The 19642-nt window shown below is 66.1% G+C and carries 18 protein-coding genes, 2 tRNA genes and 1 riboswitch; of the genes, 5 read left to right on the plus strand and 15 right to left on the minus strand.

Annotation, left to right across the window (positions count from 1 at the left end):
- Positions 1 to 20: 20 nt before the first annotated feature.
- Both ACWA1Q_RS08485 and ACWA1Q_RS08490 read right to left on the minus strand, forming a co-directional pair.
- Complete coding sequence (locus ACWA1Q_RS08485) at positions 21 to 536, minus strand: DUF427 domain-containing protein (protein ID WP_463756618.1); 516 nt, start codon at positions 534 to 536, stop codon at positions 21 to 23.
- 223 nt (positions 537 to 759) lie between these two features.
- A tRNA-Arg gene (locus ACWA1Q_RS08490) sits at positions 760 to 832 on the minus strand.
- 71 nt (positions 833 to 903) lie between these two features.
- Here ACWA1Q_RS08490 and orn point away from each other — a divergent pair.
- From orn to ACWA1Q_RS08510, 4 genes are all read left to right on the plus strand, one after another.
- Positions 904 to 1524: an oligoribonuclease gene (gene orn / locus ACWA1Q_RS08495; RefSeq protein ID WP_463756619.1), complete on the plus strand. Its 621-nt coding sequence runs from the start codon at positions 904 to 906 to the stop codon at positions 1522 to 1524.
- Between the two features lie 48 nt (positions 1525 to 1572).
- Positions 1573 to 1648 (plus strand) — tRNA-His (locus ACWA1Q_RS08500).
- Positions 1649 to 1890: 242 nt separating this feature from the next.
- Positions 1891 to 2241 (plus strand): metallopeptidase family protein, encoded by a 351-nt coding sequence (locus ACWA1Q_RS08505; protein WP_463756621.1) that lies wholly within the window; start codon positions 1891 to 1893, stop codon positions 2239 to 2241.
- A 58-nt stretch (positions 2242 to 2299) separates the two neighbouring features.
- Complete coding sequence (locus tag ACWA1Q_RS08510; protein WP_463756622.1) at positions 2300 to 3532, plus strand: D-alanyl-D-alanine carboxypeptidase family protein; 1233 nt, start codon at positions 2300 to 2302, stop codon at positions 3530 to 3532.
- 16 nt (positions 3533 to 3548) lie between these two features.
- Here the strand turns inward: ACWA1Q_RS08510 and ACWA1Q_RS08515 are convergent, their stop codons facing one another.
- The 10 genes from ACWA1Q_RS08515 to gatC form a co-directional block, all read right to left on the minus strand.
- The gene (locus ACWA1Q_RS08515) at positions 3549 to 4124 is read right to left on the minus strand and encodes a nucleoside/nucleotide kinase family protein (protein WP_463756624.1); all 576 of its coding nucleotides are present in this window, start codon (positions 4122 to 4124) and stop codon (positions 3549 to 3551) included.
- Positions 4117 to 4899: an energy-coupling factor transporter transmembrane component T family protein gene (locus ACWA1Q_RS08520; RefSeq protein ID WP_463756626.1), complete on the minus strand. Its 783-nt coding sequence runs from the start codon at positions 4897 to 4899 to the stop codon at positions 4117 to 4119. The genes ACWA1Q_RS08515 and ACWA1Q_RS08520 overlap by 8 nt, the downstream gene beginning before the upstream one ends.
- Positions 4896 to 6398, minus strand: a complete 1503-nt coding sequence (locus ACWA1Q_RS08525) for an ABC transporter ATP-binding protein (protein ID WP_463756628.1) — start codon at positions 6396 to 6398, stop codon at positions 4896 to 4898. The genes ACWA1Q_RS08520 and ACWA1Q_RS08525 overlap by 4 nt, the downstream gene beginning before the upstream one ends.
- Positions 6395 to 7057 (minus strand): ECF transporter S component, encoded by a 663-nt coding sequence (locus ACWA1Q_RS08530; RefSeq protein ID WP_463756629.1) that lies wholly within the window; start codon positions 7055 to 7057, stop codon positions 6395 to 6397. The genes ACWA1Q_RS08525 and ACWA1Q_RS08530 overlap by 4 nt, the downstream gene beginning before the upstream one ends.
- 28 nt (positions 7058 to 7085) lie before the next feature.
- A riboswitch (TPP riboswitch) is annotated at positions 7086 to 7196 on the minus strand.
- 16 nt (positions 7197 to 7212) lie between these two features.
- Positions 7213 to 7572 carry a hypothetical protein gene (locus ACWA1Q_RS08535; protein WP_463756631.1) on the minus strand — a complete coding sequence of 120 codons (360 nt, stop codon included), beginning with the start codon at positions 7570 to 7572 and terminating at the stop codon, positions 7213 to 7215.
- A gap of 52 nt (positions 7573 to 7624) precedes the next feature.
- Positions 7625 to 8872, minus strand: coding sequence for a DNA polymerase IV (locus ACWA1Q_RS08540; RefSeq protein WP_463756632.1), 1248 nt, complete (start codon positions 8870 to 8872; stop codon positions 7625 to 7627).
- Between the two features lie 105 nt (positions 8873 to 8977).
- A complete protein-coding gene (locus ACWA1Q_RS08545; RefSeq protein WP_463756634.1) occupies positions 8978 to 9571 on the minus strand; it encodes a hypothetical protein in 594 nt (197 codons plus the stop codon).
- 92 nt (positions 9572 to 9663) lie between these two features.
- Positions 9664 to 11178, minus strand: coding sequence for an Asp-tRNA(Asn)/Glu-tRNA(Gln) amidotransferase subunit GatB (gene gatB / locus ACWA1Q_RS08550; protein ID WP_463756635.1), 1515 nt, complete (start codon positions 11176 to 11178; stop codon positions 9664 to 9666).
- On the minus strand, positions 11178 to 12689 hold the full coding sequence (gene gatA, locus ACWA1Q_RS08555) for an Asp-tRNA(Asn)/Glu-tRNA(Gln) amidotransferase subunit GatA (protein ID WP_463756637.1): 1512 nt from the start codon (positions 12687 to 12689) through the stop codon (positions 11178 to 11180). The genes gatB and gatA overlap by 1 nt, the downstream gene beginning before the upstream one ends.
- The gene (gene gatC, locus ACWA1Q_RS08560; RefSeq protein WP_463756639.1) at positions 12689 to 12988 is read right to left on the minus strand and encodes an Asp-tRNA(Asn)/Glu-tRNA(Gln) amidotransferase subunit GatC; all 300 of its coding nucleotides are present in this window, start codon (positions 12986 to 12988) and stop codon (positions 12689 to 12691) included. The genes gatA and gatC overlap by 1 nt, the downstream gene beginning before the upstream one ends.
- A gap of 85 nt (positions 12989 to 13073) precedes the next feature.
- Here gatC and ACWA1Q_RS08565 point away from each other — a divergent pair, with 85 nt between their 5' ends.
- Positions 13074 to 14789 (plus strand): long-chain-fatty-acid--CoA ligase, encoded by a 1716-nt coding sequence (locus ACWA1Q_RS08565; RefSeq protein WP_463756641.1) that lies wholly within the window; start codon positions 13074 to 13076, stop codon positions 14787 to 14789.
- An 81-nt stretch (positions 14790 to 14870) separates the two neighbouring features.
- Here the strand turns inward: ACWA1Q_RS08565 and ligA are convergent, their stop codons facing one another.
- From ligA to ACWA1Q_RS08580, 3 genes are read right to left on the minus strand one after another with little or no spacing between them, the layout of a single operon-like run.
- Complete coding sequence (gene ligA, locus ACWA1Q_RS08570; protein ID WP_463756643.1) at positions 14871 to 17171, minus strand: NAD-dependent DNA ligase LigA; 2301 nt, start codon at positions 17169 to 17171, stop codon at positions 14871 to 14873.
- Between the two features lie 50 nt (positions 17172 to 17221).
- Entirely contained in the window at positions 17222 to 18346 is a 1125-nt protein-coding gene (gene mnmA / locus ACWA1Q_RS08575) for a tRNA 2-thiouridine(34) synthase MnmA (protein ID WP_463756645.1), read from the minus strand.
- A gap of 42 nt (positions 18347 to 18388) precedes the next feature.
- The gene (locus ACWA1Q_RS08580; RefSeq protein WP_463756647.1) at positions 18389 to 19609 is read right to left on the minus strand and encodes a cysteine desulfurase family protein; all 1221 of its coding nucleotides are present in this window, start codon (positions 19607 to 19609) and stop codon (positions 18389 to 18391) included.
- Positions 19610 to 19642 lie beyond the last annotated feature (33 nt).

Here is a 19642-nt window from a genome sequence, read left to right on the forward strand (position 1 = left end):
TCCTCACCGCGGAACTGCTCCTACCAGCCCATCGTTCCCGGAGCGCCCTTGAACGGACCAACGATCCGCGAGGTCACCCAGCCTCCGTAGAAGTCGCCCTCTTGCGGCTGGACAGTCTCGTCCCCGGCCTCGCAGGAGTCCATCAGTCCGGGATACACCGCGACCATTCCGGCCAGAGATTCGAAGCCCGGGCGCGGCGACGGGTAGTTCCATGCGCCGCGCTCCACCGCTGAATCACCTGAGGTCACGGTGAAGTACGCCGCCTCCCCCTTGAATTCACACCACGTCGACCGGCTCACTGGTGTGAGCGTGCCAGCAACGAAGTCATCGATGGGAACGTAGTACACCGGCGGATGGCTTGTCTCCAGGACTCGCACCGCGCGCTCGGACTGCGCGATCACGGCACCTCCGAACCGGATGGTGATGCGATCTGGCGACGACTCCACCCGGGGCGGCCGCGGATAGTCCCAGACCGACTCCTGCCCGGGTCCTGCGGGGATCGGAGCGGGATGGCGGCGGCCAGAAGATGGGTTCATCTCACCATCCTCACCGTTCAGGCTGGAGAACAGCCGCTGGGAGTGGATGAGAATGCCCAGACAGAATCGGGTATGCCCGGCCCGATTCCCATGGGCGCTGCTATGACTGTTGCTATGAGCGCGGCTGTCGCTGTTACGCATTCCTTTGTGTTTATGAGGTGCCCCCGGCAGGATTCGAACCTGCGACCAAGAGATGAGAAGCACCGCGAGACCGCTGACAGAGTGCCCCCGGCAGGATTCGAACCTGCGACCAAGAGATTAGAAGGCTCCTGCTCTATCCCCTGAGCTACGGAGGCGGGCAGCTTTCAGGATACCGCAGCCGCAGGGGCGGGCTGGAGCGTCGCTGGTCGCCAGTAGCATTGGGGGCATGAGTAATGTGAGCGACCGCCTGGTATGGATCGACTGCGAAATGACCGGGCTCGACCTCGCTGTCGATGAGCTGGTGGAGATCGCCGTCGTCGTCACCGATTTCGATCTGAAACCCGTCGACGAGGGAATCAGCATCGTCATCAAGCCGGATGCCTCCGCGCTGGAGAACATGGGCGATTTCGTGACGAACATGCACCGCTCGTCGGGCCTTCTGGAGGAGATCCCGAATGGTGTCAGCCTCGCTGACGCTGAGTTCCAGGCTCTCGAGTACATCCTCAGCCACGTCCCGGATGAGCAGAAGGCTCCGCTCGCTGGTAACTCGATCGGCACCGACCGGGCGTTCCTCGCCAAGTTCATGCCTCGCCTGGACGCTCATTTGCACTACCGCAACGTCGACGTGTCGTCGATCAAAGAGCTGGCACGCCGCTGGTACCCGCGCATCTACTTCAACGCTCCGGCGAAAGACGGCGGCCACCGTGCCCTCGCCGATATCCTCGAGTCCATCCGGGAGCTCGCGTACTACCGGCAGGCTGCGTTCGTCCCGCTGCCCGGCCCGAGCTCCGACGAAGCGAAGATCGTTGCCGCGACCGTGGTGGACAACTACAGCCAAACTTTGTAATAGACTTTCAGGGTTGCAATGTTCGGCCCCGGCCGAGAGTTGCGCATGGTGGGTATAGCTCAGTTGGTAGAGCGCCTGGTTGTGGTCCAGGAGGTCGCGGGTTCAAGCCCCGTTACTCACCCCAAGTAGAATGAGCGCCTGGTTGTGGTGCGGAGCCCAAGGCAAGGTCGCGGGTTCAAGCCCCGTTACTCACCCCAAGTAGAATGAGCGCCTGGTTGTGGTGCGGAGCCCAAAGGCAAGGTCGCGGGTTCAAGCCCCGTTACTCACCCCAAGTAGAATGAGCGCCTGGTTGTGGTGCGGAGCCCAAGGCAAGGTCGCGGGTTCAAGCCCCGTTACTCACCCCAAGTAGCAGATCGGTTCCCTCACATGATCGACATGGATGCCGACACCTTCGAAGCGCTCGTCGGCGAAGTATTCGATGCGCTCCCGGACAACATGGTCGAGGGACTGGTCAACGTCGCGATCGTCATCGAGGATCTCCCCGAGGACGGGTCGCTTGATTTGCTCGGTCTGTACCACGGAGTCGCCCTCACCGACCGCGACCAGTACGGTTTCGGTGAGCTTCCCGACATGATCAGCATCTACCGCGACCCTCTTCTCGCGATGGCAGAGGATGCCGACCACCTCCGTGAGCAGATTCACGTAACCCTTGTGCACGAGATCGCTCACTTCTACGGAATCGACGACGACGAATTACACGCACTCGGCTGGGGCTGACGGGCGTTTCCCCTTCCCCGGGTTAGCCTGAGGCCGTGACGAATTTCGAGGGCAGGCAATGGGTGTAGCTCGCGGAATTGGTATCGTCGCCGGGACCATCGTCATCCTCGGAGTCGGGGTCTACGGACCTGCCACGCTCGTGGGTCCGTTACCGGCGGTATCCGTCACTCGCGTTGCCCTCGCCGAGACAGACCCGGCCGTTCCACCAGCGCTGCCTGCCGACGGTGCCAGTGCCGTGACCGAGTCGGCAACAGCCGCTCCTTTCGCGACCTCGGGCAGTACGGACCCTGTTCCCATGGCGAGCATCACGAAAACGATCACGGCTCTCGTGGTGCTCGATAAGCATCCGCTCGGTGCAGACTCTCCGGGGCAGACCGTCCCGATCACGAGCGAGGACTATCTGGCCTACCTCGAATACCAGAGGGCCGGTACCCGAACGGTCAGCGCGTATACCGCTGACGCCTGGTCAGAGCGCGAAATGCTCCAGGCGATGCTGCTCGGCTCCAGCAACAATCATGCCGACACTCTCGCCCGCTGGGCGTTCGGATCCGTCGACGACTACCTCGTCGCCGCGAACGCGTGGCTGGCCGAACAAGGTCTCACCGACACCACCGTGGTCGACACCACCGGCCTGAGCGATGGGAGCGTCGGAACAGCGGCTGATCTTGCCCGGCTCTCGGCCATCGCCCTCGAAACCCCCGCCATCGCCTCGGTGCTCGCCGAGCCGGTGACCGGACTCCCCAGCCGCCGAGGCATCGAGAACACGACCACCTACCTGCCCGAGCGCGGTGTGACCGGCATTTCGCGGAGCTACACGGATGCGGCCGGCATCTGCCTCCAGTTCGGACTCGACATCCCGGTCGAGGGTGCCGATGAACCCTTCCGGGCGTATGGCGCGATCGTGGGGCAGCCCGACTGGGACAGCCTGGATGCTGCCATGAACGCCTTCGTCGACAGCGCGACGGCGGGTGTCTCCGCGGCGCCGGCGCTCACTGAGGGAACACCGGTTGTGACGTTCACAACCGCGTGGGGTGACACCGCCGACGGACTGGCAGGGCTCTCGCCGGAAAAGCCGCGCTGGGGTCAGGTGACTCCAGACATCACCGTTGACACCGACCCCGTGACGATCGCGGGAGCCGGTACCCGGGTCGGGACGATCCTCGTCGACGACGGGTCGGGAGATAAACGACCGATCTCGCTCAAACTCGGCGCCAGTCTGCACGACCCAGGGGTGTTCTGGCGGCTCTCGAATCCCGGCGCGGTCATCGGCGCCCTGATCGACTCGTTCTGAGCTGATGCCACTCCCGCTACGGTAACCTTAGCCGCACGTCTGCACCCGACGCCGGGTCTTCTGCGGCCACGAACTGCTCGAACTGCTCCTGCCATTCATCCCAGTGGGCGTCGAAGCCCCCCTCGTCGCGAGCGAGCGCCCGCCGCTTGCGTTCCTCGTCATCGGCGTCCAGCCAGATCCGCACCGTCGCGAGCGACGCGTTGCGCCGAGACAGCGCGCCACATCCTTCGAGGAGAAGCGAATGGTCCGCGGGCACGGAGTGCCACTCCGCTGCTTTTCCACTCTCCCAATCGTGTCGCTGCCAGCGAGAAGGCGCCGAACGCTGTCTCGGTTCGAGCAGGGCGTCATGCACGTGACGGCTCCCTGCAGCCAGCCCGCCCCAGCCGGGATACACGTTGTCCATCCGAACCAGGCTGAGCGCCCCCGGCCACGCGAGCACCAGGGCGTTCGCCAGCGTGGATTTGCCTGCACCGCTTGGCCCGTCGACGATAACCGTTTCGATTTCGCGGGTGCACAGTTCGAGAATGCGACCGACGGCATCCTCGATGCTCACGCCGATTGCGTCTGGCTCTGCACCGGTTTCGTCAGTCAAGAATGAAGTTCCAGGTTCCAGCGAGGACAGCCGCCGTGACGGATGCCGCTGCGATGATCAGGCCGATGCCGATGAGGACGATCTCCGGCCCACCGAACGTCGACGGCCGGGCCCAGGTTCTCGGCGTATCCGAGCCGAAGCCTTTCGCCTCCATGGCGGTCGCCAGTTTGCTGCCGCGGCGGATCGCGAGTACGAGCAGTGCGAACGCCTGCGTACCCAGCCGAACGAGGACGTGAGCGTCACCCACACCCCGTGCCCGTCTCGCTTGGCCGAGCGCGCGCCAGTCGTCGATGAAGAGCCCGATCATGCGCATCCCGGCCAGTCCCCCGAGAACGAAACGCGACGGCAGCCTCAGGACCTGCCCGAGACCATCGGCGAGGTCCGTCGGATCGGTCGTCGCGAACAACACGATGCTCGGCAACCCGATCGCGAGCACGCGAAGTGTGATCGACAGTCCGAGGCCGAGCGACCCCTCGGTGATCGACACCAACCCCCACTCGAACAGCAGGGCCCCGGAATCCTCCCCGTAGAGCACCGTGGTGAGCCCGGCGAACGGCGCTGCAAGCCAGAGCGGTGACGTCCGCAGCCAGAACTGGCGGGCGTCGAGGCCCGACCAGAACAGGAGGATTCCCACGAGCACGAGAGCGACGGATGCCGAGACCACGTCGATCGAGAGCAGCAGAGTGATGCTGAGGAATACCGCAACGGCCAACTTGGCGATCGGATTCACGCGGGCGACCGCGGAATCCCGGATCTCCGGCATCAGCGCGGTCATGCCGGAACCCCGGAGGTCGACCCGAGAGCCAGCTCCCGGTCGGCGAACGCCGTGACGAGCGCACGGTCGTGGGTAACCGTGACGACCGAACGGCCCTCGTCCACGAGTTCACCCAGGAGCGAGACGAGTTCACCCCAGGTGACGGCGTCCTGTCCGAACGTCGGCTCGTCGAGAAGAAGGACCTGCGGGCGCGCAGCGAGTACCGTCGCGACCGACAATCGCCTCTTTTCTCCGCCGGAGAGTGTGAAGGGATTGGCGTCGGCGAGGTGATCGAGCCGCAGCCGCTGCAAAAGCTCGTCGACGCGTGCGTCGACGTCGCGCAGCGGCAGTTTGAGAGCGTGAGGGCCGATGGCCAACTCACGGCGAACTGTGGCGGCCAGGAACTGGTGTTCGGGGTCTTGGAAGACCGTGCCGAGCCGGGTGAGCAGGTCCCGTGATTTCCACCGGAACGGCGCCCCGGTGAGGCCGCGAGCGAGAGGGCCTGTCGCCCGAAGCGAGCCGTCGACGGGTTCCAGCAGTCCGGCGAGGGTCAGAGCCAGCGTCGATTTGCCCGCTCCATTCGGCCCGGTGAGGGCGAGACCGGTTCCCTCCGCGAGCGTGACGTCGATCCCGGATGCCGCGACGAACGGCTGTTTCGATGCGAACGGCGTCCTGCCAACCGTGAGGTCAGAAGCGACGAGGAGATCCGCACCGCCCGTCGTGCGGTGCGGTCGGTCGGCAACACGCGGCGGGATTCCGGGAACCCACACTCCTGCGGCAGCAAGCCGCGGGCCCTCACGCTCGAGAACCACGTGCGGTGTGCCGTCGGCGAGGACCCCTCCCGACGGATCGAGGACGACCACGCGGTCGACGATGTCGCGCCACACCGCCACCCGATGTTCGACAACGACGAGGGTCGCCCCGGTGTTTGCAACCACGCGATCGACGGTGTCACGGATTTCGCGGACACCATCAGGGTCGAGGTTGGCCGTCGGCTCATCGAGGAGGAGTAGTCCGGGCTGCATGGCGAGAACGCTCGCCAGGGCGAGTCTCTGTTTCTGCCCACCGGACAGTTCGGACGACGAATGGTCGAGGGGCAGGTCGAGTCCGACGGCTGAGAGCGCCCACCGCACGCGTCTCCAGATCTCGTCGCGGGGCACACCGAGGTTCTCCGGCGCGAAGGCGACATCGTCACCGATTCGTGCCAGGACGATCTGCGAGTCCGGGTCCTGCAGCACCAGACCAGCCCGGCCACGGGCATCCGCTGGCCGCCGCCCGTCGAGGAGAAGCGAACCGAATTCATCTCCCTCTTCGTCACCGCCGAGAACGCCGGCCATCGCCTGCATCAACGTTGATTTGCCGGCTCCGGATGCACCGAGAAGCAGCACTCGCTCCCCCGGTTCGATGTCGAGGTCGAGCGACGATACCGCGGGTGTTCCGCGGCCGGCGTGACGCCAACCCCAGCCCCTGGCGCGGATGCGCGCGCCAGGGACTGAGCCGGAGCCGAATCCGTCGGTCATGGGTTCCCGGCTGCTGAGACCGTCTTGGCCGAACGGCCCGAGGCGAACCGGCTGAGCGCGCCGGTCGCGGCAAGACCGCGAACAGCGAACCACGAGAGCAGTCCGGCGATGACGGTGCCAGACACGATGGCGCTGACGATGTACGTCGTTTTCGCAGCGACGTCGAGGGCGGCGTAGCTGGTGAACGTCGTGTCGAGAAGACCGACCGCGAGGCCGGTGCCGGCGCCAGCGAGCAGCGCGACCCCAATCCGCCAGTTGGCGTAGAAGAAGAGAGCGAAGATGATCTCCGCTCCGATGCCCTGCACGAGACCCCAGATCAGGGTTTCAAAGCCCCAGACCGTACCGATCAGGGCGGAGACGGCGGCAGCGACCAGCTCCGTGTAGATCGCGGCTCCCGGCTTGCGGATGATGAGTCCGCCGAGAACACCGGCGAAGAGCCAACCGCCGGCCAGTAGACCGCCGAGGCCCGGGGTGAAGGACAGAGCTGCACTGAGCGGACCCCAGGCGAGCCCCCACGCCCAGAAGATGACTCCGGATGCCACGCCGATGACGCTGGCAACGACGATGTCGACGACCCGCCAGCGGAGGTTCCGCTTTGTTCGCGGCTTTGTCGCTGTGGTGGATGAATCGGAGTCAGTTGTTGTAGTTGATGAATGCACGAAACGCGCCCTTTCGATTGGGCACGGGTAGTGAGATAGTTTGCCTCCCTGCGCTGGCATTATCCAGATCAGGTTCGACGGTCGAAGATTACGGAATCTTCCTCTCAGCCCGGTTCACCGGACTCCCGTGTTACTACCGCCAGTCTAGGCGAGAACTACTTCTTCAGCGCACGGATGACGAAAGACAACGCTTTGCCGACGACCCAGACGAAAGGAATCCCGACCGCGACGAGCGAGACGATGTTCGGTTCGAAGCGAAGCCCTTCCCGCGTCTTGATGTATGCGCCGATCGGAAGCGCGAAGCCACCGCCGCCACCGCCTGAGCCGGCGCCGTTGCCGGAGACGGTCTTGGACGACGTGTCGCCCTCGCCCTCCGCCTCACCGGCACCGAAGCCGTACCAGGCGAGCGCAACGGGTACGAGCTTCTCGCCGTCGACGTCTACCGGGTCGCCGTACACGGTCGTCACCCCGACAGCTTTGAATGAGTCAGCAAGTTCCAGCGCAAGTTTTGTCATGCCGCAACGCTATCGGCCTTCGCCGGGCCGCGCCACGGGGTTGTCGCGATCCCTAGTCCCGCGGTGCGCGCGTACCGCCCGCTGTCTCACCGCTACGGCGGGTCAGCATCGACGCGCGACGCACCGCAGCACCGCCAAAGCGTGCGCGAAGAGAGTCGATGGTGGTCTCGGCGTCTCGCCATTCCTCATCCGGATCCCACAGGGCTGCCATCCGCTCGTCGCCGTCGACGAGCTGTTCAGCGCGCACGCCGACCAGGCGTACCGGACGCCCGTCGACCCGAAGCGCGGTGAACAGGTCGTTCGCCTCCTCGTAGAGCCTGCGCCCGACGTTCGACGGCTCGGACAGAGTGTGCGACCGCGTCAGAGTGGTGAAGTCATCGAAACGTACTTTGATGGCGACCGTGCGCGCGAGGAAGCCGGCCTTCCGCAGGCGAACGGCGACCTGGTCGGAGAGGCGAAGCAGTTCCAGCCGCAACCGCGCTGCATCTGTGACGTCATCGTGGAAGGTGACCTCGTGGCCGATGCTCTTCTCAGCCGTCGCGGTCACGACGGATCGGGCGTCGCGACCGTGCGCCAGTTCGTGCAGTTTCACCGCCGTGGCATCCCCCACCGATTTGCGCAGTGTCGCGAGCGGGGCGTCGGCGACATCGCCGACGGTGTGCAGGCCGATCCGCAGCAGCGATTCCTCGGTCTTGGCTCCGACACCCCACAACGCGCGGATCGGCAGCGGGTGCAGGAAGGCGAGCGTCTCGGCGGGCGGGATCACGAGCAACCCATCGGGCTTCGCCCGGCCGGATGCGACCTTCGCGACGAACTTCGTCGCCGCGGCTCCAACGGAACAGGTGAGCCCTGTCTCCCGCTGCACTCGTTCCCGGATCAGCTGGCCGACCTGGGCAGGCGAGCCGAGCAGTCGACGGGCGCCGGAGACGTCGAGAAATGCTTCGTCGATGCTGAGCGGTTCGACAAGCGGTGTTGCATCACGGAAGATGCCGATGACCTGGCGCGAGTAGTGGGTGTACCGCTCGTGGTGCGGAGGAAGAACGATGGCCTGCGGGCACAGCCGCAGAGCCTTCGACACAGGCATGGCCGCGGAGACTCCGAACCGGCGGGCCTCATAGGTGGCGCTGGTCACGACGGAACGACCTTCGGCATGCCCGATGATGACCGGCTTACCTCGCAGTTCGGGATGATCGAGCAATTCCACCGATGCGAAGAACGCGTCCATATCGATGTGCAGGATCGACGCGCCCTCGTCGTTGACGGCGGAGACTTGTCGCCCGCTGCCGTCCTGTTTGCTCATGACATCGATTCTCCCACAGCCCGGCACCGCAGTCGCGATGCGCGTTCGAGTGTTCCGACGGCTGCCGCGTCGTATGGTTCGAAGGTTTGAGCTAAATCCGGCGGATCAGACGAGCGCGATGACGACGGGCTTCAGCCACTCCCGGAATGCCTCTGGATCGTCACGCAGGTTCTCGCTGATGATCACGGTGTCTGGTGCAACCACCCACGCACCTCTCCCCTGCACGGGCAGAACCTCGAGGTCGAGGCGGAAAGACCCGGTTTGCCTCCGGAGTTCGAACTGCCGCCGCTGGACAAGCGAGTAGGCATCAGCGAGTGGATGCTCCCGGGCGGCGACAGCGCGGAGGTACTCCTTGTGGCGTTGCTCGGCCCAGTTCATCGCCTGGTCGTAACTGCGATAGACGAGTTCCTGAAGGTCGAGGGCACGGTCGAAGACCTCGAAGTGGGGCGGACGGACCTGACTGATGAAGGGTCGGGTGGCTCGGGGAACGATACCCGTCCACCAGCCGCGCCATTGAGCGGCGAGGGCTTCCCTGTTTATCCCGGCAAGATCCACCGGCGGGAGCGCGGGCTCGATCGGGGGAATTTGTTCGGCACAGTCGTCAGCCAGGCCGGCGAGGTCGCGGAAGGCAAGCGCGAGGAGCAGATCCCAGGGACAGTCCTCAGTGATCTGCCAGCGGATCGAGCCCTCCACGAGCATGGCAGCATCGTACCGCCGAGCGCAGGAACTGAGAAGAGAACGGATGCGACCGCTCGGCGACTACTCAGCCACGCGGTCGCATCCGTACCTGGTCAGCTGTTCGCGCGCTCCAGGACGAGCTCACGGACGCGAGCTGCGTCCGCCTGCCCCTTCATGGCCTTCATGACAGCACCGATGACGGCACCGGCAGCCTGGACCTTGCCATCGCGGATCTTTGCGAGGACATCCGGCTGGGAGGCGAGGGCGTCGTCGATCGCGGCGACGAGGGCTCCGTCGTCAGAGACAACGGCGAGACCGCGGGCGTCAACGACCTCCTGCGGTGTTCCTTCGCCGGCGATGACTCCTTCGAGGACCTGGCGGGCGAGCTTGTCGGTCAGGGTGCCGTCTTCGACGAGCCCGGCAAGGGCAGCGACGTTCTCGGGAGACACGAGAGCGGACGCCTCGACTCCCTGCACGTTCGCGACCCGGCTGATTTCACCGGTCCACCACTTGCGGGCAGCGGCGGGTGAGGCACCGGCGGCGACCGTTTCGCTGATCTCGACGAGCAGTCCGCCGTTGACGACGTCCTGGAACTCGAGGTCGGTGAAGCCCCACTCTGCCTTGAGCCTGCGGCGGCGCGCGGCGGGCGGCTCGGGAAGCGCGGCGCGCAGTTCCTCGATGAGCTCAAGACTCGGCTGGACGGGCAGCAGGTCGGGTTCCGGAAAGTACCGGTAGTCGTCTGCATCGCTCTTGGGGCGCCCGGCACTCGTGCGACCGGTGTCTTCGTGCCAGTGGCGAGTCTCCTGGGTGATTGTTCCACCGTCGGCGAGGATCGCGGCCTGGCGCTGGATCTCGTAACGGATGGCACGTTCAACGGAACGCAGTGAGTTCACATTCTTCGTTTCCGTCCTGGTTCCGAGCGGGGCAGACGGCTGACCCTCCGGCGTCCGCGGGCGGAGCGAGATGTTGGCGTCGCAGCGCAGGTTGCCGCGCTCCATTTTCGCGTCGGAGATCCCGAGGCTCGTCACGATGTCACGGATGGTCGCGACGTACGCTTTCGCGAGCTCCGGAGCATCCGCTTCTGCGCCGTAGATGATGTCGGTAACGATCTCGACGAGGGGCACACCGGCGCGGTTGTAGTCGACGAGCGAGTATTCCGCGCCCTGGATACGCCCGGTCGATCCGCCGACGTGGGTCAGCTTGCCCGCGTCCTCCTCCATGTGGGCGCGTTCGATCGACACCGTGACGAGGCGCCCGTTCGGCAGCTCGACATCGACGGAACCGCCGAACGCGATCGGCTCGTCGTACTGCGAGATTTGGTAGTTCTTCGCCAGGTCCGGGTAGAAGTAGTTCTTGCGGGCGAAGCGGGACGACGGGGCGATTGAACAGCCGAGAGCGAGCCCGAGGCTGATCGAGTACCGCACGGCCTGTTCGTTGACCACCGGGAGCGCTCCAGGGAGACCGAGGCACACCGGTGAAACGTTCGTGTTGGCGTCCGAACCGAACCCGTTCGGTGCGTGCGAGAACATCTTGGTCTTGGTGTTGAGTTCGACGTGGACCTCGAAACCGAGTACCGGCTCGAAAAGCTCGAGCGCCTTGTCGTAGTCCATCAGGGCGTCTTTAGCCATTATTTGCCTCCCAGGGCTGGAGCGCGCGAAATCAGGGTGGAGCCCCACTGCGCTTCGAGCAGTGCTTCGATTGCCGCGCCGACGCGGTAGAGCCTGGCGTCTTCACGCACCGGCGCCATGATCTGCAGACCAACCGGCAGCCCGTCCTCGGGAGCGAGCCCGATCGGAACGCTGATGCCGGGGATTCCGGCGAGGTTCGCCGGGATCGTCGCGATGTCGTTGAGGTACATCGCCATCGGGTCTTCGAGCTTCTCGCCGAACTTGAATGCCGTTGTCGGCGCGCTCGGGCTGATCAGCACGTCGACCTGCGCGAATGCGGCGTCGAAGTCGCGCTGGATGAGCGTGCGGACCTTCTGGGCGCTGCCGTAGTAGGCGTCGTAGTAACCGGCGCTGAGCGCGTAGGTGCCGAGGATGATCCGGCGCTTGACCTCGGGGCCGAATCCGGCCTCGCGCGTCGCCGCCATGACTTGCTCGACCGTTCCGCCGCCCTCGGGCTGCACGCGCATGCCGAAGCGTACGGAGTCGAACTTGGCGAGGTTGGACGACGCCTCGGCGGGGAGGATGAGGTAGTAGGCCGAGACGGCGTACTCGAAGTGCGGGGCACTGACCTCGACGACTTCGGCGCCCTGCTTCTGGAGCAGCGCGACGGTCTCATCGAACCGGCTCTGCACTCCCGCCTGGAATCCCTCGCCGGACAGTTCGCGTACGACGCCGACCTTGAGTCCCTTGAGCACGTCGCCTCGGGCACCCTCGCGGGCGGCATCCGCCATCGATGGCCAGATGTCGGTGAGCGACGTGGAGTCGAACGGGTCGTGCCCGCCGATGACGTCCTGCAGAAGCCCGGCGTCGAGCACGGTGCGGGTGACCGGACCGACCTGGTCGAGGCTCGACGCGAGGGCGATCGCACCGTAGCGGCTGACGGCGCCGTAGGTGGGCTTCACCCCGACCGTTCCGGTGACGTGGGCGGGCTGACGGATCGATCCGCCGGTGTCGCTGCCGAGCGCGAGGGGCGCCTCAAACGCGGCGACGGCGGCGGCGGAGCCTCCGCCGGAACCGCCGGGGATCCGGCCGAGGTCCCAGGGGTTACGAGTGGGACCGTACGCGGAGTGTTCGGTGGATGAGCCCATCGCGAACTCGTCCATGTTGGTCTTGCCGATGAGGACGAGCCCGGCTTCGCGGGAGCGCTTCACGACCGTCGCGTCGAACGGGGACATGTACCCCTCGAGGATCCGGCTGCCGGATGTCGATGGCATGTCGGTCGTGACGAGCACGTCCTTGACGGCGAGCGGGATGCCGGCGAGCGGGCCGAGCTCTTCGCCGGAGGCACGGCGTTCATCGATGCTCCGCGCGGTGTCGAGCGCGGAATCGGAGACGTGGAGGAAAGCGTGGACGTCGGTGTCGACGTCGGCGATCCGGTCGAGGTGCGCCTGTGTCGCTTCGACGGCGCTGATCTCACGGGAGCTGAGCTTCTCGGACAGCTCGGCGGCGGTGAGCCGGATGATGTCAACCATTACTGCTCCTCCCCCAGGATCGCCGAGACCTTGAACCGGTTGTCGGCGTGCTCGGGGGCGTTCTTCAGCGCCTCTTCGATGGTCAGCGTCTCGCCGACGACGTCGGGGCGGAAGACGTTCGCGAGCGGAACCGGGTGGCTCGTCGCCGGAACGTCCGGTGTCGCGACCTGCTGCACCTTGGCGATGCTGTCGACGATTTGGTCAAGCTCGGTCGTCAGACTCGAGATCTCTTGGGGAGTGAGGGCAATGCGGGCGAGGTTCGCCAGATGCGCCACCTGCTCCTCAGAAATTTCAGACATAGGTCTCCGTCGTTAAGTACTGGGGTGTGCCCCCATTCTATTGGGCGCTCACCGGGCTCCCGGGCGCGGGATTAGAGTGGGACAAGTGACCGACACTTCTCCGCGTCCCTGGCTGGCCAGCTATGCAGCAAACGTCCCGACCGACATTCCGGAACAACACGGGACGCTCGGTGATCTCGTGGACGGGTCGGCGGAACACTACCCGGGCCAGGTGGCACTCGAATTCTTCGGTGCGACCACGACGTACCGCCAGCTGCAGCACGCCATCCTCCGGGTCGCCGAGGGCCTGCGGGCCCGTGGAGTGTCCAAGGGCGACCGCGTCGCCATCGTCCTCCCGAACTGCCCGGAACACATCGTTGCGTTCTACGCGATCCTCCGGCTCGGCGCAATCGTCGTCGAACACAACCCTCTCTACACGCCGCGCGAACTGCGCCACCAGTTCGAGGACCACGGCGCCCAGGTCGCCATCGTGTGGAACAAGGTCATCGCGACAGTTCAGGACTTCCCCGAGGACATCGCTGTTTCCTCTCTCATCTCGGTCGACATCACGCGCTCGATGCCGTTCGGTATGCGCGTCGCTCTCACCCTGCCGATCGCGAAGGCACGCGAGTCCCGCGAAGCACTCACCGCCCCGGTTCGGAACACGATTCCCTGGTCGACCCTGAGCTCGTCGCGGACGCTCGATCCGGCTCATCCGGGTCCCGAATCGACGGATGTCGCGATCCTGCAGTACACGTCCGGCACGACGGGCTCCCCCAAGGGTGCAGTGCTCACCCACGCAAACCTGCTCGCGAACGCCGTTCAGGCACGGGCCTGGACGCCGACCATCAAGCACGCCGGCTGCACGGTGCACGCAGTGCTCCCGATGTTCCACGCCTACGGCCTCACCCTGTGCGTCACATTCGCGATGAGCCTCGGGGCGAGACTCGTGCTGTTCCCCAAGTTCGATCCGGACCTCGTCCTCAAAGCAGCAAAGAAGAATCCACCGACGTTCCTGCCGGCCGTCCCTCCCATCGCCGATCGACTGCTCGCCCGGGCGAAAGAGACCGGCGTCTCACTTCAGGGGCTCGAGATCGGGATCACGGGTGCTATGGCACTCCCCCACGAGTTGGTCGTGCCATTCGAAGAAGCGACCGGTGGTTACCTCATCGAGGGCTATGGCCTGAGCGAGTGCTCGCCGGTTCTCATGGCGAACCCGGTGTCGGATCAGCGCAAGCCCGGAACGGTCGGCTTGCCGCTCCCCAGCACCGAGGCGCGAGTCGTCGACCCCGAGAGCCCGACCGTCGACGTCGAGCAGGGATCTCCGGGTGAGCTGATCGTGCGTGGACCGCAGGTGTTCTCCGGGTACTACCGCAAGCCTGACGAGACGAGCGAGGTGTTCGTCGACGGCGGCTGGTTCCGCACCGGCGACATCGTGACGATGGATGGCGACGGCTTCGTCAGCATCGTCGACAGGATCAAGGAACTCATCATCACCGGCGGTTTCAACGTTGCTCCGACCGAGGTGGAGAACGCCCTGCGGCAGCACCCCGCGATTCGGGACGTTGCCGTCGTTGGGATGCCGAGCGCCCACTCCGGCGAGGACGTGGTCGCCGCCGTCGTGCTGGAGCCGGGTGAGAAACTCGACCGCGAGTCGATTCGCCAGTTTGCGCGAGACAACCTGACGCCGTACAAGGTTCCTCGCCGCATCGTCGCCATTGAGGCGCTGCCCACCTCCCTCATCGGCAAGGTTCTCCGCAAGCAGGTGCGCGACCAGCTCCTGCAGAAAGAGACCGGTCGCACAGGAGACCTCACGCGCTGACCCCGAACGCTTGCGCGGTCGTTTCCGGCTGCAGTCGACGCGATCGCGCAACCGTTAGCGAACGAGCACGGCGCGAACGGATCACTCCGTGTCGTCGAGCGCCGCCGGCCCCTGTGTCACGAGGAGCGCGAACTGTGCTGCGTCGATGATCCGCAGGCCCAGCTCTTCGGCCTTGCCGAGTTTCGATCCGGCGCCCGGCCCCGCTGCGACGAAGTCCGTCTTCTTCGATACGCTCGACGCCGCTTTGCCGCCGGCAGCGAGGATGGCCTCCTGGGCACCCTCCCGGGTGAATCCCTCGAGTGATCCGGTAGCGACGACGGTGATGCCCGCGAGCACGCCGCCCGCCTGCGCGGCGGCGCCGGGACCCGGATGCCCCGGGGTGGCGAACTGCACACCGGCCCGCTCCCACCGGCCGACGATGTCGCGATGCCAGTCGACCTCGAACCAATCCAGCACGGCGTCGGCGATGATCGCACCGACGCCCTCTGTCTCGGCGAGCTGCTCGCGGGTGGCGGAGCGGATCGCGTCGAGCGACCCGAAGTAGTCGGCGAGTGCTCGTGCGGCGACGGGACCGACGTGCCGGATGTTGAGCGAGACAAGAATCCGCCAGAGCGGCTTGGTCTTCGCGCCCTGCAGGTTCTGGAGAAGTTCGATCGCTCCCTTGGACGGGACGGATGTCTCGTCGCCGGTGAACTCCGCGGCTTCGGGGTCGAACGCGCCATCGGTTCTGGCGTTGCGGCGTCGGCGGAAGGGCGTCACGCGCTTCGGTTCGCCCTCTGGCCCGACCTTCGGCATCCCGGTTTCGACGTCGATCACCGTCACCGTCACCGGGAAGAGATCTTCGATCGTGAGGTCGAACAACCCGGCTTCGGACACATCGCCGTTCTCGTCGGCGAGCGGGGCCGGCGCTGGCCCGAGCGGCTGGGTGAGCGCAGCGGCGGCGACCTCGCCGAGTCCCTCGATATCGAGCGCTCCCCGGGAGCCGACGTGTTCGACTCGGCCACGCACCTGCGCGGGGCAGGACCGGGAATTCGGGCAGCGGAGGTCCTTGTCGCCCTCTTTCGCCGGGCGCAGCGTCGTTCCACAGGACGGGCAGCCTTCTGGCATCACGAAAGCCCGCTCTGTGCCGTCTCGAAGTTCGACGACGGGGCCAAGGATCTCGGGGATGACGTCGCCTGCCTTACGCAGAACGACCGTGTCACCGATGAGCACTCCCTTGGCCTTGACGACGTCCTGGTTGTGCAGCGTCGCCTGGCTCACCGTTGATCCGGCGACCCGCACGGGCTCGACCTGCGCGAACGGTGTTGCGCGGCCGGTACGGCCGACGCTCACCACGATGTCGAGGAGCTTGGTGTTCACCTGCTCGGGCGGATACTTGAATGCTGTCGCCCATCGGGGTGCCCTGCTGGTCGCGCCGAGTTCGTCGTGGAGGGCGAGTTCGTCGATCTTGATGACGATGCCGTCGATCTCGTGCTCGACGCTCGCCCGGTTCTCGCCGAAGTGCTCGATGAATCCGAGAACGCCATCGATGTCCTCGAAGACGCGGTAATGGCTCGAGGTCGGAAGCCCCCATCCGGCGAGGAGTTCGTAGACCTCGGACTGGGCGGCGACGGGCGGGTCGGGCCAGGCGCCGATTCCGTGGACGAGCATCCGGAGCCGGCTGAGCCGGTTCTCCATGAGTTTCAACTGCGCGGCATTCTTACTCTCGGCCTTCTGGCGGAGGCTGCCGCTCGCAGCGTTCCTGGGGTTGGCGAAAACCTTCTCGCCCGCAGCGAGTTGCTGTTCGTTGAGCTCTCGGAAAGATTCGACAGGAAAGAAGATCTCGCCCCGCACTTCGACTCGCGCCGGGTGGCCGGAACCGGCGAGCTTCTTCGGGATCGACTTGATGGCCGCGACGTTCTCGGTCACGTCTTCACCGACGACACCGTCGCCCCGCGTCGCTGCGCTGACCAGCCTGCCGTTCTCGTAGCGCAGGTTCACGGCGAGCCCGTCGATCTTCAGCTCGGTCAGGTAGTGCACCGAGCGACCGGACGACCGTTCGACACGCTCGCTCCACCCCCTCAGTTCTTCGGCCGAGAAGACGTTGTCGAGGCTGAGCATCCGCTCGGCGTGGACGACCGGGTCGAACAGTGTCGCCTGTGCCCGGCCGCCGACGGTCTGGGTCGGGCTGTCCTGGCTCTGAAGCTCGGGAAAGTGGTGCTCGAGAAGTTCGAGCCGGCGCATCATGGCGTCATACTCGGCGTCCGAGACGAGCGAGGCATCCTGCTCGTAGTACGCGTCGCGCAGCTCGAGGATGCGGGTGGTCAGGGTGTCCGCCTCTGCGGCAGCCTTCTCGAGGTCTTTCGGAGTTGACTGTGCGGTGCTCTCGATGCTCTCTGTCACTCGCTCAGTCTAGGGAACCCCTCCGACACGATCGGAGGGGTTGCGTGAGTTCAGGCGGAGACGGGAACGGCGCTGACGGTGCGGTCGATGGTGCACTGTCCGAGAACGCGCGTGCCGACGTAGACGACGGCGGTCTGGCCGGGTGCGACACCGTCGAGCGGGGTGCCCGGGCGGATCATGAGCTCGGGTTCCCCGGTCTCAGCGTGAGGCTGGACCACAGCGACGGCAGGAACGGGGTCGGCGTGGGCACGGATCTGCACGTCGCAATCGAACGGGACGTCAGGACGCTCCGGCGCGAGTCCTGCCCAGGTGAACCGGGAACCGGCGATCTCATCGATGGCGAGGGCTTCCTTGGGTCCAACGACGACCTCATTGGTCTTCGGCCGTACCTCGAGCACGAACCGGGGGCGCCCGCCCGGGTCCGGCACGCCGAGATTCAGGCCGCGGCGCTGGCCGACGGTGAACGCTGCCGCGCCCTCGTGGGATCCGACAACGGACCCCTCACGGTCGAGGATCTGGCCCTTCTCGGCGCCGACGCGTTCCGCGAGCCAGCCGCGGGTGTCGCCGTCGGGGATGAAGCAGATGTCGTGACTGTCGGGCTTGTTGGCGACGCTGAAGCCGCGCTCGGCCGCCTCGGCCCGTACCTCGGCCTTCGACGGCGTTGCGCCGAGCGGGAACATGGAGTGCGCGATCTGCTCCGCCGTCAGCACACCGAGCACGTAACTCTGGTCCTTGGCCCACGCACTCGCGCGGTGCAGTTCGCGGTTTCCGGCGGCATCCGTCTCGATCGTCGCATAGTGACCGGTGCAGACCGCGTCGAAACCGAGGTCGATCGCCTTCTCGAGCAGGGCGGCGAACTTGATCTTCTCGTTGCAGCGCATGCACGGGTTCGGTGTGCGGCCCGCCGCATATTCCGCGATGAAGTCGTCGACGACGTCGAGCTTGAACCGCTCCGAGAAGTCCCAGACGTAGTACGGGATCCCGATGATGTTTGCCGCGCGTTGCGCGTCCATCGAATCCTCGATCGTGCAGCAGCCTCGACTGCCGGTGCGGAGGGTGCCCGGCATCCGGCTGAGGGCGAGGTGCACTCCGACGACCTCGTGCCCCGCTTCGACCGCTCGTGCTGCGGCGACCGCGGAGTCGACTCCGCCTGACATTGCTGCTAAAACCTTCACCCGAGAAGTGTACGCGCCGCTGGCTGTACGCTCTCTGCGTCTTTAGTGGCCGAGCGTTGTCGTTCGGTCGGCGAAGCCGGCCCGGGATGCCTGCTCGTACGCTGCAGGAAGGGCGGCAAGCAAGGCGTCGACGTCCTCGTCGGTCGTCGTGTGGCCCAGGGTGACGCGCAGCGCTCCCCTCGCTTCGATCTCGCTTCTGCCCATCGCCCGGAGCACGTGCGACGGTTCTGGGATCCCGGCCTGGCAGGCCGACCCGGTCGAGACCGAGACACCGGCCATGTCGAGCAGGAACAGGAGCGAGTCTCCCTCGCATCCGGCGACGGCGACGTGAACATTGCCGGGGAGCCTCCCGTCGCCGGCGGGGCCGCTCAGCCGGGCCGCGGGAACCGTCGAGAGGATGCCGTTGATCAGGCGGTCGCGGAGATTCGCGAGGCGAACGGCTTCTGCCTTCCGATGCGCTGCCGCATGCCGAGCGGCGACAGCGAACGACACCGCGCCAGCGACGTCCTGGGTTCCGGATCTCACCTGTCGCTGCTGGCCGCCACCGTGCAGGAGGGGCTCGACCTTGGCGGATCGCGAGAGGACGAGGGCCCCGACACCGACCGGGCCGCCGACCTTGTGGGCGGAGACGCTCATCGCGACGAGACCGGCGGCACCCGTGCTCCCGGATTCGGCGCGCACCGCCCCGAAATCCGTCTCGAGATAGCCGTAGGCGGCGACAGCGTCAACGTGCACGGGAACGCCGTGCTTTGCGGCGAGCGCCGAGATCTCGGTGACCGGCTCGATCGTGCCCACTTCGTTGTTCGCCCACAACAGGGTGACGAGCGCCACGCGGTCGCCGTAGGCCTGGAGCGCCGAATCAACAACACCCGGGTGGAGCAGCCCGTTCTCGTCGAGAGGGAGCCAGCCGATCTCGGCACCCTCGTGCTGCTCCAGCCACTCGAGCGTGTCGAGGGTGGCGTGGTGCTCTCCGCCGGGAGCGAGGATCACCGGCCGGGTGGCGTCGCGGTTGCGCGACCACCACAGTCCCTTGAGCGCGAGGTTGACCGCTTCGGTGCCTCCCGACGTGAGGACGACCTCGATTGGGTCGCACCCGAGGGTCGCTGCGATCTGCTCGCGTGCCTCCTCCAGCATCCGTTTCGAGGCCTGCCCCTGCGAGTGGATCGATGCCGGGTTGCCGACGACGCTGAGTGCGTCGGCATACGCGGTGATCGCTTCCGGCAGCATCGGAGTCGTCGCCGCGTGGTCCAGATAGACGGCCATCGTGCTCCTCTCGTGCCTGTCAACGCGCGATCT

Source organism: Mycetocola sp. TRD_SC_2, from assembly GCF_055361225.1.